General features: G+C 62.7%; 14 protein-coding genes and 1 tRNA gene. 7 read left to right on the top strand and 8 right to left on the bottom strand.

The genetic code is table 11. The features are described from left to right. Window positions 1-10 precede the first annotated feature (10 nt). Together serC and PY254_RS10365 are read right to left on the bottom strand one after the other, a co-directional pair. Entirely contained in the window at window positions 11-1,096 is a 1,086-nt protein-coding gene (gene serC, locus PY254_RS10370; protein WP_281011969.1) for a 3-phosphoserine/phosphohydroxythreonine transaminase, read from the bottom strand. Between the two features lie 94 nt (window positions 1,097-1,190). Then, window positions 1,191-1,958 carry an FHA domain-containing protein gene (locus PY254_RS10365; RefSeq protein WP_281015205.1) on the bottom strand — a complete coding sequence of 256 codons (768 nt, stop codon included), beginning with the start codon at window positions 1,956-1,958 and terminating at the stop codon, window positions 1,191-1,193. A 94-nt stretch (window positions 1,959-2,052) separates the two neighbouring features. Between PY254_RS10365 and PY254_RS10360 the strand changes: the two genes are divergently transcribed. Both PY254_RS10360 and infA read left to right on the top strand, forming a co-directional pair. Next, complete coding sequence (locus tag PY254_RS10360) at window positions 2,053-2,328, top strand: polyhydroxyalkanoic acid system family protein (RefSeq protein ID WP_345781837.1); 276 nt, start codon at window positions 2,053-2,055, stop codon at window positions 2,326-2,328. 107 nt (window positions 2,329-2,435) lie between these two features. Next, window positions 2,436-2,654: a translation initiation factor IF-1 gene (infA, locus tag PY254_RS10355; RefSeq protein ID WP_007508585.1), complete on the top strand. Its 219-nt coding sequence runs from the start codon at window positions 2,436-2,438 to the stop codon at window positions 2,652-2,654. Between the two features lie 111 nt (window positions 2,655-2,765). Here infA and clpA read toward each other — a convergent pair whose 3' ends face one another. Further along, complete coding sequence (gene clpA / locus PY254_RS10350; RefSeq protein ID WP_281011967.1) at window positions 2,766-5,036, bottom strand: ATP-dependent Clp protease ATP-binding subunit ClpA; 2,271 nt, start codon at window positions 5,034-5,036, stop codon at window positions 2,766-2,768. A gap of 67 nt (window positions 5,037-5,103) precedes the next feature. Further along, window positions 5,104-5,430 (bottom strand): ATP-dependent Clp protease adapter ClpS, encoded by a 327-nt coding sequence (gene clpS / locus PY254_RS10345; protein WP_281011966.1) that lies wholly within the window; start codon window positions 5,428-5,430, stop codon window positions 5,104-5,106. A 120-nt stretch (window positions 5,431-5,550) separates the two neighbouring features. Here clpS and PY254_RS10340 point away from each other — a divergent pair, with 120 nt between their 5' ends. From PY254_RS10340 to rnt, 4 genes are read left to right on the top strand one after another with little or no spacing between them, the layout of a single operon-like run. Next, window positions 5,551-6,036 carry an NUDIX hydrolase gene (locus PY254_RS10340; RefSeq protein ID WP_281011965.1) on the top strand — a complete coding sequence of 162 codons (486 nt, stop codon included), beginning with the start codon at window positions 5,551-5,553 and terminating at the stop codon, window positions 6,034-6,036. Continuing rightward, entirely contained in the window at window positions 6,033-7,136 is a 1,104-nt protein-coding gene (mnmA, locus tag PY254_RS10335; protein ID WP_281011963.1) for a tRNA 2-thiouridine(34) synthase MnmA, read from the top strand. Before PY254_RS10340 ends, mnmA begins: the two co-directional genes overlap by 4 nt. 52 nt (window positions 7,137-7,188) lie before the next feature. Then, window positions 7,189-7,812 carry a high frequency lysogenization protein HflD gene (gene hflD / locus PY254_RS10330; protein ID WP_281011962.1) on the top strand — a complete coding sequence of 208 codons (624 nt, stop codon included), beginning with the start codon at window positions 7,189-7,191 and terminating at the stop codon, window positions 7,810-7,812. A gap of 59 nt (window positions 7,813-7,871) precedes the next feature. Then, the gene (rnt, locus tag PY254_RS10325) at window positions 7,872-8,531 is read left to right on the top strand and encodes a ribonuclease T (RefSeq protein WP_281011961.1); all 660 of its coding nucleotides are present in this window, start codon (window positions 7,872-7,874) and stop codon (window positions 8,529-8,531) included. Between the two features lie 72 nt (window positions 8,532-8,603). Here rnt and PY254_RS10320 read toward each other — a convergent pair whose 3' ends face one another. From PY254_RS10320 to rnr, 3 genes are read right to left on the bottom strand one after another with little or no spacing between them, the layout of a single operon-like run. After that, window positions 8,604-8,900: a CBU_0592 family membrane protein gene (locus PY254_RS10320; protein ID WP_345781808.1), complete on the bottom strand. Its 297-nt coding sequence runs from the start codon at window positions 8,898-8,900 to the stop codon at window positions 8,604-8,606. Continuing rightward, window positions 8,897-9,640: a 23S rRNA (guanosine(2251)-2'-O)-methyltransferase RlmB gene (rlmB, locus tag PY254_RS10315; RefSeq protein ID WP_281011960.1), complete on the bottom strand. Its 744-nt coding sequence runs from the start codon at window positions 9,638-9,640 to the stop codon at window positions 8,897-8,899. Before rlmB ends, PY254_RS10320 begins: the two co-directional genes overlap by 4 nt. Further along, window positions 9,637-12,198, bottom strand: coding sequence for a ribonuclease R (gene rnr, locus PY254_RS10310; RefSeq protein WP_281015203.1), 2,562 nt, complete (start codon window positions 12,196-12,198; stop codon window positions 9,637-9,639). Before rnr ends, rlmB begins: the two co-directional genes overlap by 4 nt. 258 nt (window positions 12,199-12,456) lie before the next feature. Between rnr and PY254_RS10305 the strand changes: the two genes are divergently transcribed. After that, window positions 12,457-12,543, top strand: a tRNA-Leu gene (locus PY254_RS10305). A 181-nt stretch (window positions 12,544-12,724) separates the two neighbouring features. On the opposite strand, the gene PY254_RS10300 is transcribed toward PY254_RS10305, so the two are convergent. Further along, a complete protein-coding gene (locus PY254_RS10300; RefSeq protein ID WP_281015202.1) occupies window positions 12,725-13,132 on the bottom strand; it encodes a VOC family protein in 408 nt (135 codons plus the stop codon). Window positions 13,133-13,231 lie beyond the last annotated feature (99 nt).

Here is a 13,231-nt window from a genome sequence, read left to right as displayed (position 1 = left end):
TATTGCGCGGTCAACCGTGCCGACGCGCAAAGTCACGCATGAATTCGACCAGCGCCTCGACCGCAGCCAGTGGTACTGCGTTGTACAGCGACGCGCGCATGCCACCCAGCGCCTTGTGACCTTTCAGCGCAAGCAAGCCAGCCGCCTCGGTCTCCTGCAGGAAGGCCGCATCCAGTGCCGTATCATGCAGTTCAAAGCGCACGTTCATGCGCGAACGTGCTGCCAGATCGATGGGATTGCGGTAATAGCCGCCCGAACCATCGATGGCCTGATACAGCGCATCGGCCTTTGCATGATTGAGTTTGGCCATCGCCTCCAGGCCACCCTGCCCCAATAGCCATTGGAAGGTCAGCCCGGACAGATACCAGCCCCAGGTGTTCGGGGTATTGAGCATGGAGCCGGCGGCAGCGTGCTCGGCGTAGCGAAAAATCTTCGCCATCGGCCGACCGGCACGCTGCAACAGGTCGCGACGGATGATCATGACCACCAACCCCGACGGGCCGATGTTCTTCTGCGCGCCTGCGTAGATCAGTCCAAACCGGTTCACGTCGAGCGGCTCGGACAGGATATTCGAGGACAGGTCGGCCACCAGCGGCACCGCACCGACCTCGGGTACCTCGTGAAACTCGACGCCATGAATCGTCTCGTTCGGCGTGTAGTGCACGTAGGCCGCGTTCGGATCGAGCTGCCAGTTGTCGCGCGCCGGCAGCATCAGGTAATCGTCTGCAACACTGCTGGCTGCCACGTTGACGTGCAGGTAAGGGCCCGCTTCGCTGACGGCCTTGGCACTCCAATGTCCGCTGACAATATAGTCGGCGCTGTCACCGGGACCGGCGAGGTTCATCGGAATCTGCGCGAAATGCTGGGTCGCACCGCCCTGCAAAAACAGCACTGCGTAGTCCGCTGGAATGTCCATCAAGGCACGCAGGTCGGCTTCTGCCTGCTCGGCCATCGCGATGAATCGCTTGCCGCGATGCGACTGTTCCATCACCGATGCGCCGCTGCCGTTCCAGTCGAGCAACTCGCGTTGTGCACGCTCAAGGACGGCCGGCGGCAACGCTGCCGGACCGGCACTGAAGTTCCAGACTCTGTTCACTTGCGCCCGCATCCTGAAGAAGGTGGTACCCGCATTATGCCGCGGCGCAGCATGGCATGGTCAACTACCGCAACGGGCGCCCCGGAATGACCGGCTAGAAACGGATCAGCAGCACCAGCGCAATACCCAATGCCAACACTGCAGCAGTGACAATCAGCCACCACACCTCGCTGCTCGGACCGGCCGACTCCTCTGGTAACGGCTGCGACCATGATTCGGGTATCAACAACTCCGGCTCCGGCCTCATGCCCGGGCCGTCAATGACGAAGCGGTGCATGGCCACGCCGACCTGGTCGCCGGGCTGCAGCGCAAGTTTATCCACACATGCCCCGTTGACCCGCAGCGGATGGCGCTCACACGGGCGAACGGCTTCCAGACACAATTGCCCGGCTTCCCAGCCGATTCGCAGTACCACCACATCGCCTTGCGGCAGCTCCAGCGGAACGCCGCCCGGCGCACCGAGTTCCAGGTTGCCCAGCAACGACCAAACCCGTCCCGAGAGCGGTCCGGCCACGGCACGCAAAGCCACCGTGCCGCGCCCCTCTTCGGAAACCTGCAGTGGCGGGCGTTGCACGGGGTCTTCGTCGGCACGCAACAGCAGCCGACAATCGCCAACGCTGACCACGTCGCCGGCACGCAACAACGCTTGCTCGCGCACTGGCCGCGCATTGACGTAAATGCGATCGGCTGACGGGACAACCTGCAGTACCCAGCCGCGACGGTCCTGGTGGATGCGCAAATGCTCCGGCGCGGCCTGGCCGGAAGCCAGTACCAGATCATTGTCGGGGGCGCTGCCGATACGCAACAACGCCTGCGCCCAGCGAAAATCTTCACGGGCCACATGGGGAAATTCGATACGCATGCACAAACCGGTCGATGGATCGCGGAACTCTACCATGCCGATTCATGCCGCTAAGATGCCCTTCCATATCCCGTCAAAAACACTGGAACCCGCCATGCCCACGATTGATATTCGCCGCCCCCACCAGCTCTCCATCAACGAAGCTCGCTCGGTGGTCGACAAAGTGGCCGCGCGCATGCGCGAAAAATTTGGGATCGACGGACGCTGGCAGGACAACACACTTTTGTTCACACGCTCCGGTGTCAACGGCTCGATTGCGGTCGACAGCGACGTCATCCACGTCAAGGCCGAGCTGGGCCTGATGCTGGCGCCGCTCAAGGGCATGGTCGAGCAGGAGATCCGGCGCAAGCTGGACGAGCATTTCGCCTGACCCACAGGGGGCTGGCTGGCTTGTGATGTTTCTTTAACCAGCGGCTCATTCGTGACATAATCGTCGGCTTACGCGGCCATGACGGCTGCGCGTGAACCTCGGAACACATGGCCAAAGACGACGTCATCGAAATGGAAGGCACGGTCCAGGAGACCCTGCCCAACACCATGTTTCGCGTACAGCTGGAGAACGGGCATGTCATCATTGCCCACATTTCCGGCCGTATGCGCAAGCACTACATCCGCATTCTCACGGGCGACAAGGTCAAGATTGAAATGACCCCGTACGACCTGAGCAAGGGACGCATCACTTACCGCATGAAGTAAGCGGCACGTCGGCACGCGCCATTCGGCGCAACAGACACGTGGTGAAGTGCATACATGACAAAGGCGGCGCCTGCGCCGCCTTTGCTTTGCCCGTAATCCGGGCAACCCGCGCTATTCGACCACCACCGGCAACTGCTCGGCCGCCTTGCAGTCGACCTTCAGCTCGCCGTCGACCACGCTCAAGCGAACCACGCCACCGTCGGCCAACTTGCCGAACAGCAGTTCGTCAGCCAGTGCACGCTTGACCTTTTCCTGAATGACCCGCGCCATCGGGCGGGCGCCCATCTGCGGATCGAAGCCATGCTCGGCCAGCCAGCGCCGCGCATCGGCATCCACGTCCAGGCTCACCCGCTTCTCGGTCAACTGGCTTTCCAGTTCGATCAGGAACTTGTCGACCACGCGCAGGATGTGCTCGAAATCCAGCGCACCGAACTGGATGATCGCGTCCAGCCGGTTGCGGAACTCCGGTGTGAAGATGCGCCGAATCACTTCCATCGCATCGGACTCGTGCTTCTGCTCGACGAAACCCATGCTGCGCCGCGAAGCAATCGCCGCACCGGCATTGGTGGTCATCACTACCACCACGTTCTTGAAGTTCGCCTCGCGACCGTTGGTGTCGGTCAGCACGCCGCGATCCATCACTTGCAGCAGGATGTTGAAAACATCCGGGTGCGCCTTCTCTATCTCGTCCAGCAGCAATACCGCGTGCGGGTGCTTGACCACCGCCTCGGTCAACAGGCCACCCTGGTCGAAACCGACATAGCCCGGAGGCGCACCGACCAGCCGCGAAACCGAGTGGCCTTCCATGTATTCGGACATGTCGAAGCGGATCATTTCGATGCCCAGCTGCATCGCCAGTTGCTTGGTCACCTCGGTCTTGCCCACACCAGTGGGGCCAGCAAGCAGGAAGCAGCCGATCGGCTTGGACGGATCGGCCAGACCCGAGCGGGCCATCTTGATCGATGCGGCCAGCGCCTCGATCGCCGGGTCCTGACCAAACACCACCATTTTCAGATTGCGTTCCAGATTCCGCAGCACGTCGCGATCGGAGGCCGAAACCTGCTTGGCCGGAATGCGCGCCATCTTGGCCACGATGTACTCGACCTCGCTGACATCCACCGTGCCGGTGCGTTGATCAACGGGCAGCAACCGCTGACGTGCACCAGCCTCGTCGATCACGTCGATGGCCTTGTCCGGCAGCAAGCGGTCAGGAATGTGCTTCACCGACAGGTCGACCGCCGCCTTCAGCGCCTCGTTGGTATAGGCAACGTGGTGATGCTCTTCGAAGCGCGAGCGCAGGCCCTTGAGGATCTCGATACTGTCGGCAACCGTCGGCTCGACCACGTCGATCTTCTGGAAACGGCGGGCCAGCGCACGGTCCTTCTCGAACACGCCACGGTATTCCTGGAACGTGGTCGAACCAATGCAGCGCAACTCACCCGAGGCGAGCATTGGCTTGATCAGGTTCGAGGCATCCATGGTGCCGCCCGAAGCCGAACCGGCACCGATGATGGTGTGGATTTCATCGATGAACAGGATCGCGCCCGGTTGCTTCTTCAACTGGGCGATCACGCCTTTCAGGCGCTTCTCGAAATCGCCGCGATATTTGGTACCGGCGACTAGCGAGCCCAGATCGAGCGACCAGATCGTGGCGCTCTCCAGCACTTCAGGCACCTCGCCATCGACGATGCGCTTGGCCAGACCTTCGGCCAGCGCGGTCTTGCCCACGCCGGCTTCGCCCACGTACAGGGGATTGTTCTTGCGCCGGCGACACAACACCTGGATGGTGCGCTCGATCTCGTCGGCACGGCCGATCAGCGGATCGATCTTGCCTTCCAGGGCCAGTTCGTTGAGGTTGCTGGCAAATTCGTGCAGCGGATTGCCCTTGGGCTCACCGCCCTCCTCGCCTTCGCGCTCGCCACTGGACACGCCGGCGGCCGGCTCGTCGCCGATCTTGGCGATACCGTGCGAGATGTAATTGACCACGTCGAGCCGGGTGATTTCCTGCTGATGCATGAAATACACCGCGTGCGAGTCCTTCTCGCCGAAGATCGCCACCAGCACGTTGGCGCCGGTGACTTCCTTCCGCCCCGAGGATTGCACATGGTAAACGGCCCGCTGCAGCACGCGCTGGAAACCCAGCGTGGGTTGCGTATCGCGCTCATCGCCGGCCGGCAACACCGGTACGGTTTCGCCAATGATGCGCTGCAGATCAGCCGACAACCGCGGCAGATCGACGCCACAGGCGCGCAGCGCGCCTACCGCCGACTGGTTTTCAGTGAGGGCCAGCAGCAAGTGCTCGACCGTCATGAACTCATGCCGCTGTTCGCGGGCCTGTTTGTAACAGTGGCCGATGGTGACTTCCAGATCCTTGCTGAACATGCGGATCATCTCCTGCCTTGCAGTGGGAGCGGCCTTCAACGCCGCAATGAGCACGTAATGGGGTTGCTCAGAGCTTTTCCATAGTGCACAACAACGGATGCTGATGGGTGCGTGCGTATTCGTTGACGTGGGTTACCTTTGTTTCGGCCACTTCACGCGTAAATACACCGCAAACACCGCGACCGCGGGTATGTACGTGCAGCATTACCTGTACCGCCTGCTCCTGGTCAAGGTTGAAAAAGCTACGCAGCACCTCGACCACGAAGTCCATCGGGGTGAAATCATCGTTCAGCAACAGCACCTGGAATAGCGGTGGTCGCGCCACTTCAGGCTTTGCCGTCTCCAGCGCCAGTCCGCGGCCGCTGTCGTGCTCATGTTCAGGTTCGTGGGCCATGTTTGTCAGTGTCTATTCTCAGCTACGAAGTATACGCCGCAGTGGATCTGTCTCTCCGCAACGGTGCGTGAGCAGAGGTGATGGCACAATGGCCACTTTTCCACCCCCGCATTCGTGTTGATGACCGCTTCCCGTTCCCGCAGTGAAATTTGGCGCCCGCACGTCACCGTCGCTTGCGTGGTGGCCATGGGTGATCGTTTTCTGATGGTCGAGGAAGAGGTCAGCGGGCGGTTGGTCTATAACCAGCCAGCCGGCCATCTGGATGACGGCGAAACCTTGCTGGCAGCCGCACAGCGCGAGACCCTGGAAGAAACCGGCTGGACGGTGGAACTGAAGCATCTGATCGGGGTGCACCAGTGGCGCAGCACCGAACACGGCGACGCGGTGGTGCGCTTCAGCTTTGCCGCCGAAGCGGTGAGCCACGACCCGAAGCGCCCACTGGACAGCGACATCGCCCGCGCGTTGTGGCTGACCCGTGCCGAGATTGCCGCACTGGGTGATCGCCTGCGCAGCCCGATGATCCTGCAAAGCATCGACCTGTGGCTGGGTGGGCAGCGCTTGCCGCTGAACTGCCTCAGCCACCTGACTGAAGGCGCAGCGGCGTGAAGGTGATGCTGGGCATTTCCGGCGGCGTCGATTCCTCGGTGGCCGCCCTGCTGCTGCTGCGCGCCGGCCACCAGGTCGAAGGCCTGTTCATGCAGAACTGGGAGGAGGACGAACGCTCCGGCCCCTGCACCACCGATGCCGACCGCAAGGACGCCGTGGCGGTGTGCGGACGACTGGGCATCCCGTTTCATGCGCGCAATTTCGCCGGCGAGTATTGGGATGGCGTGTTCGAGCATTTCCTCGCCGAGTATCGCGCCGGCCGCACGCCCAACCCCGACGTACTGTGCAATCGCGAGATCAAGTTCAAGACCTTCCTCGATGAAGCTCACGCCCTGGGCGCGGAAAAAATCGCTACGGGCCACTACGCCCGGGTCGACTGCAGGGACGGTCGCTATCGTCTGCTGCGTGCCGTCGACGCAGCCAAGGATCAGAGTTACTTCCTGCACGCACTGGGCCAAAAACCATTGGCTGCCACCCTGTTTCCGTTGGGCGGAATCGAAAAGCCACGCGTGCGCGAACTGGCTCGCGAAGCGAACCTGCCCACCCACGCCAAGAAAGACTCCACCGGCATCTGCTTCATCGGTGAGCGCGACTTCCGTGGTTTTCTGTCGCAGTACATTCCCGCCCGTCGCGGCGAAATGCGCAGCCCGGATGGTGAACTGATCGGCGAGCACGAGGGCGTGATGTACTACACCCTGGGCCAGCGCAACGGGCTGGGCATCGGCGGTCGTCATGGTGCCAGCAGTGAGCCGTGGTACGTGGTCGGCAAGGATGTGGCGGCGAACGTGCTGTTTGTGGCGCAGGGCGGCGAAAGCCGCTGGCTGCATTCGCGCCGGCTGCAGTCCGAAGCACCCACCTGGGTCGATGGAATCGCCCCCGCTACCCACTTCCGCTGCACCGCCCGCACCCGTTATCGCCAGACCGACCAGTCTTGCACCGTCACCGTCACTGACAACGGCCTTGACGTAAGCTTCGACGACACCCAACGTGCAGTCACCCCCGGACAGTCGCTGGTGCTCTACGATGGAGAGGTCTGCCTCGGCGGCGCTGTCATCGCTGCCACCGACGCTGCCTATGGCGGCCTGCTGCCTTCCGTCTGATTCTCCTCATTCCCCGCAAGAGTGTTTTCACGCTGTGTTTGAAACTTTCTCCATGACCGAAGAGCGCGTGCTCGCACTCGCCGGCTTGTTCCAGGCCTGCACACTGGCCCAGCAACTGGCCAATGACGGACGTTGCGACGACGGCGCGATGGAAGCCAGCGTGGCCAGCGTATTCCGCATCGACGCACCGTCTGTAGTCGCGGTATATGGCGACACCTCGAATGTGCGACTGGGCTTGCGCACACTGATCGCCCAACTCGACGAAACCGGCCGAGATATGGCGGTGACTCGCATGACGGTTACCGTGATGCGCCTGGAGCGCAGTCTGGCCGCGCGGCCAGAGCTGCTCGCAAAACTGCAGCAAGGCATCGTGGCCGCGCAGCGTCAGGTCGAGCATTTCGGCCCGGACTCCAGCCAGGTCCACAGCCGGCTGGCCGAGCTGTATGCATCGACGCTTTCACTGCTCACTCCACGCGTGATGGTCAGCGGCAATCCGCAGCAACTGCAAATCCCGCTGGTGGTGGAAAAGGTCCGTACCAACCTGCTCGCCGCGATGCGCTCAGCCGTGCTGTGGCGGCAACTCGGTGGCCGCCAGTGGCAACTGCTGTTGTACCGGCGCCAGTGCAGCATGCTGGCACGCGGCTTGTTGACCGGCGCGACACTGGATCGTCGCTGACACTTCGGTTGCAGGCAATTTCGGCACGGTGACAACAAGCCGGCTGATATGCTTCGCCGATGGATACACCGAGCAATAGCAATTCGCCCCGCATGGCCGACCGGTTTCGCGGCTTCCTGCCTGTAGTGGTGGATGTCGAAACCGGCGGTTTCGACGCCGAACACGACGCCCTGCTGGAAATTGCCGCGATTCCGCTGGCGATGGACGAAGGTGGATTTTTGCATCTGCTGCCTACGGTATCGACACACGTCGAACCATTCCCCGGGGCGAACCTTGATCCGCGCTCGCTGGAAATCACCGGCATCGATCCGACCAATCCACTGCGTGGCGCACTCGCCGAAAAGCTGGCGCTGGATCACATCTTCCAGGTCGTGCGGGATGCGGTGCGCGACGCGGGTTGCCAACGGGCCATTCTGGTCGGCCACAACGCCGCGTTCGACCTCGGCTTTCTCAACCAGGCGGTGCGGCGCACCGGGCACAAGCGCAACCCGTTCCACCCGTTCAGTTGCTTTGACACGGTCAGTTTCGGGGGCCTGGCCTACGGGCAAACCGTGCTGAGCAAGGCCGTGCTCGCTGCCGGACTCGAGTTCGACGGCCGCGAGGCGCATTCAGCGGTCTACGACACCGAGCGCACCGCGCAGTTGTTTTGCAGCGTGGTCAACCGCTGGCGCCAGCTGGAACTGCTGGAGCAGGCGCATGACGGGCTGAGTGCGCGCTGAGCAAAAGCCACCCTCACGGTTGAGCATTCAAGCCTTGCCGAATGAACCCGGCAAGGCTTTTTCGTATGCGTTTCAGACCGAGGAATGGGTGCCCTGCTGATCACCCGGATCGCGCCGCCTGATCACCCCGCGCACGATCCCGTAAACGCCAATCACAATCCAAGCCAGCTCCATGAAAAACGCCGGCCAGTTCATGGAGTTCTTGCTGAAGATCAGCGACAGCAATACGCCAAACGCGCCAAACACATTCAACAGCTGGTAGATCAGGCTGTGTCCAGGCAACTTGCGTGCCTGCAGCAGAAAGTACGCCAGCAAGATGAAAAGAACGCCGACATAGCCGGCCCAGTCGTACCAGAACAGGCTCATCATTTCGCACTCCGCTGACGCAACGCCTCGAACAGCACGACGCCGGTGGCGACCGACACGTTGAGGCTTTCCATCACGCCGGGCATCGGAATTTTTGCCACGAAATCACACAGCTCGCGAGTGAGACGACGAATGCCTTCGCCCTCACTACCCAACACGATGGCCACCGGCCCTTTGAAGTCGACGCCGTAGACTGTGGTATCGGTATCGCCGGCCAGGCCGGTGATCCACACACCAGCATCCTTCAGTTCACGCAGCGTGCGTGCGAGGTTGGTTACCGCAATCAGCGGCACCCGATCGGCGCCGCCCGCCGAAGCACGACGTACCACGGGGGTCAGTCCGACCGCGCGATCCTTGGGCACGATCACGGCGGTGACCTTGGCCGCCGCTGCACTACGCAGGCAGGCGCCGAGGTTGTGCGGATCGGTGACGCCGTCGAGCACCAGCACCAACGCGTCGCTGCCGTCGCGTTCAAGCAGGCCGGCCAGATCATTCTCGTGCGCGGCGGGCGCCGCCTCGTAACGTGCCACGATGCCCTGGTGACGCGCTTCGCCGGCATGCTTGTCCAGCTCTTCGCGCGGCCGATGGAGCACCGGGATATTCAATTTCTTCGCATGCTCGGCCAGCTCCAGCACGCGTGCATTGCGCTGGCCATTTTCGACCAGCACTTCGCGCACGCGCTCGGCATCGTTGCTCAGCGCACCTTCGACCGGGTTGATCCCGACGATCCAGCTCTCACTCATGACTTGCCTTTCGGTTTCGGACGACGCCGCGGACTCTTCTTCGTTGCCGGCGCGGCAACAGGTGCCGGGCCACGCTGGGAAGACGTCTCGTTGCGCGGGCCGCGGGAAGACGACGCCTTCGCCTTGCGGCTCGGGCGTTGCTCATCGCGTGAGGATGGCAAACGCGACGGCGGATTATCGCTTACCGCTGCCTTGCGTGGTGCAGGTGCAGGCGCAGGCGCCGGCGCGACGACTTCAGCTTCCTTGCGACCGAACGCGCGACCGATCGCCTTGGCGGCACGCCCAAACATGCCCGGCGCTTTTTCCTTGGCAGCGGCTTTCTTCGGCAGCGAATAACGCTCGCCGCTGGATGCATAGTCGTACGCCTTGCCGCTAACCGTCGGCGGCGTGGCCGCGCTGCGTGGCGAAACCAAGCGGAAGTCGATCTTGCGATCCTCCAGGCTCGCGCGCAGAACCTGGATGCGCACGTGGTCGCCGAGACGGAACTGCGCACCGGTGCGCTCGCCCTTCAGCAGCTTGCGCGTCGCATCGAAGTGGTAATAGTCGTTGGCCAGCTGGCTGATATGAACCAGGCCGGATACCTTCGATTCGTCCAGCTCCACGAACAGGCCAAACGAGGTGACCCCGGTGACCACGCCGTCGAACTCGCTGCCGATGTGTTTTTCCATCCACGCGCACTTGAAACGCTCGTCCACGTCGCGCTCGGCTTCTTCGGCACGGCGCTCACGTTGGGAGCAATGCACCGCCATCGCGGCCATCTCGGCCGGTGTGTAGGTGTACTCGACGACCTTGCGACCCGTGAGTGCGAAGCGGATCGCCCGATGTACCAGCAGGTCGGGATAACGACGAATCGGCGAGGTGAAGTGCGCGTAAGCCTCAAGCGCCAAACCAAAGTGGCCGCGGTTATCCGGTTGGTACGCGGCCATGCTTTGCGAACGCAACAGCACGTTCTGGATCAGTTCGCGCTCGGGGCGGTCGTGCACCATGCGCAACACTTCGGCGAAATCGCCGGGGGTGACCCGATCCACCGGCGGCATGCTGAGTTTGAACTCGCGCAGGAACTGCTGCAGGTCTTCGTACTTCTCCGCCGGCGGCGGCTCGTGTGCGCGGAACAACGCGGGGATCTTCTTCTTTTCCAGGAACAGCGCTGCCTGCACATTGGCAGCGATCATGCATTCCTCGATCAGCTTGTGCGCGTCGTTGCGCTCGGTGGCGCCCATCGACTCCACGCTGCCGGTCTGGTCGAGACGGAACTTCACTTCCGGCGTCTCGAAGTCGATCGCACCGCGACGCTTGCGCTGGCCAGCCATCGCCTTGTACAGCGCGTGCAGGTTCTCCAGCTGCGGCAGCACGTCGGCCACTTCGTTGCGCGCGTCTTTCTCGCGCAAACCCACGGCCTGCCAGACCTTGTCATAGGTAAGCCGCGCATGCGAAAGCATCACCGCGTCGTAGAACTTCGACTTGGTCACGTTGCCTTCGGCATCGACCAGCATGTCGCAGACCATGCACATCCGTTCAACTTTCGGCATCAACGAGCAGATGCCGTTGGACAGCGTCTCCGGCAGCATCGGTACGACGAAACCGGGAAAATAGGTCGATGTGCTGCGCTCGTAGGCTTCGCGATCCAGCGCGTTGCCAACCTGCACGTAATGCGAGACGTCGGCAATTGCCACGATCAGGCGCCAGCCCCCGCCCCGTTTCGGTTCGGCATACACCGCGTCATCGAAGTCGCGTGCGTCGGCCCCGTCAATGGTGACCAGCGGCAGCTTGCGGATATCGGTGCGACCCTCGCGCTCGGCGGCGGTCACTACCGACTCCACCTGGGCCGCGTCACGCAACACTTCAGCCGGCCATTCGTGCGGCAAGTCGTGGCTGGCAATTGCCATTTCCACCACCAGCGACGGCTGCAGACGTTCACCAAGTACGGCGCGGATTTCGCCGACCGGACCCCGCTGTGCGGTGGGCGGCGCGGTGATCTCGACCACCACGATCTGACCGGACGTCGCGCCCTGCTCCGTGCCCGGCTTGATCATCACGTCGTGATTGAGACGACGGTCATCCGGCGTCACCAAGGTCACGCCGTCATCGATCACCACGCGGCCAACCAGGCGCGGCGAGCGACGCTCCAGCACTTCGGCAATCGCACCCTGCTTGCGACCACGGCGATCGATACCGACCACGCTGGCCAGCACGCGATCACCATGCATCACTGCGCGCATCTGCTGCGGCGACAGGTAGAGATCATCGCCGCCCTCGTCCGGCCGCAGGAAGCCGTAGCCTTCAGCATTGGCCAGCACGCGGCCGGCGATCAGGTCGAGTTTCTGCGTTGGCGCATAGCCACCGCGACGGCCCAGCAGCAACTGGCCATCGCGCACCATCGCGCCGAGGCGCTTGCGCAAGGCTTCAAGGTCGGTTTCCTCGTCGATCTGCAAGGCTTCGGCGATGCGCGCCTCGGTCAGCAGTTCGCCACGATCCTCCAGCAAGGCGAGAATCGCCTCGCGGCTGGGAATCGGGCGCGCATAACGCTGCGCCTCGCGATCGGCATGGGGATCGCGCACGGCGCCTGCAGCGGCCTTGTTGCGCTTGTCCGACGGTGCGGCGCCACGCGCTGCGCGGCTGGCGGTTTTCTTGGCGGGGCGTGAGTCCTGCGACTGGCCGGACTTGGGGGGAGTTTTTCTGGTCACTCAGTATCCTTTGGATGTTTGCGACGCGGAGAATGCCACGTCGCGATAGATGGTTGTGAAAAAGTGTTGACAAGCCGCTGGCAGATGCCTAAATTACGCGGCTCACGCAGCTCGTTGAGCAACGTGACACCTGCCCAGGTGGCGGAATTGGTAGACGCACTAGCTTCAGGTGCTAGCGGGGGCAACTCCGTGGAGGTTCGAGTCCTCTCCTGGGCACCAATTGTAAACGAAGGCCCGCAGCAATGCGGGCCTTCGTCTTTTCAGAGTTTGATTAAAGTCAGGAAGGCCGGTAGCAATGCGGGCCTTCGTCTTTTCCGGGTTTGATTAAAGTCAGGAAGGCTCACCGCCCTTGCCCGCTTTGCACGGTCGCGTCGTAGGGCGGGGACTGCCCGCCGACTTCTCAGACGACGGGCGGGCCCTTCAGCTCGATCATGTTGCCCTGCGGGTCGTACAGGTAGATCGACGGGCCTTCGCCTTGGGCGCCATAGCGCGAGCCAAGTTCGCCGATGCGTACACCGTGCGCCTGCAAATGGGCCAGGATCGCCGCCTCGTCGTAGTTTTCCACACGCAGGCACAGATGATCCATGTTGTGGCCTTCCGTCCCCGGTGCGGCGCCGCCGTGCCGTCCCAGCGGGCTGTCGATGGCAACCAGATCAATCAGCGAACGTCCGGCGCGCAATTGCACCAGACCGATATCCTCCTGGCGGCGCTCCTCGCGGCAGCCCAGCACCTCGCAATAAAAGCACTGCATCGCTTCGCTGTCGATGGCGCGCAATACCACATGGTCGATCTCGCCAATCTGAATCACCTGAACTCCCGGCGGTTGGTTGCTGCAGATCCAGCATAGCGCCGCGTCGTGCCGCCCCTTCAATGGCACCCTGGTCAGCAGCAACGACAGCCGTTCCCC

Source organism: Rhodanobacter sp. AS-Z3 (assembly GCF_029224025.1).
Taxonomy (GTDB): Bacteria; Pseudomonadota; Gammaproteobacteria; order Xanthomonadales; family Rhodanobacteraceae; genus Rhodanobacter.
The sequence above is the reverse complement of the archived record's forward strand: the minus strand, read 5'-3'. Positions and strand labels throughout refer to the sequence as shown.

Coding starts and splice junctions, on each gene's coding strand:
- PY254_RS10360 (WP_345781837.1), top strand. CDS start 2,053: ATGCCCACGATTGATATTCGCCGCCCCCACCAGCTCTCCATCAACGAA.
- infA (WP_007508585.1), top strand. CDS start 2,436: ATGGCCAAAGACGACGTCATCGAAATGGAAGGCACGGTCCAGGAGACC.
- hflD (WP_281011962.1), top strand. CDS start 7,189: ATGACCGAAGAGCGCGTGCTCGCACTCGCCGGCTTGTTCCAGGCCTGC.
- PY254_RS10320 (WP_345781808.1), bottom strand. CDS start 8,900: ATGATGAGCCTGTTCTGGTACGACTGGGCCGGCTATGTCGGCGTTCTT.
- rnt (WP_281011961.1), top strand. CDS start 7,872: ATGGATACACCGAGCAATAGCAATTCGCCCCGCATGGCCGACCGGTTT.
- PY254_RS10365 (WP_281015205.1), bottom strand. CDS start 1,958: ATGCGTATCGAATTTCCCCATGTGGCCCGTGAAGATTTTCGCTGGGCG.
- clpA (WP_281011967.1), bottom strand. CDS start 5,036: ATGTTCAGCAAGGATCTGGAAGTCACCATCGGCCACTGTTACAAACAG.
- rlmB (WP_281011960.1), bottom strand. CDS start 9,640: ATGAGTGAGAGCTGGATCGTCGGGATCAACCCGGTCGAAGGTGCGCTG.
- PY254_RS10340 (WP_281011965.1), top strand. CDS start 5,551: ATGACCGCTTCCCGTTCCCGCAGTGAAATTTGGCGCCCGCACGTCACC.
- clpS (WP_281011966.1), bottom strand. CDS start 5,430: ATGGCCCACGAACCTGAACATGAGCACGACAGCGGCCGCGGACTGGCG.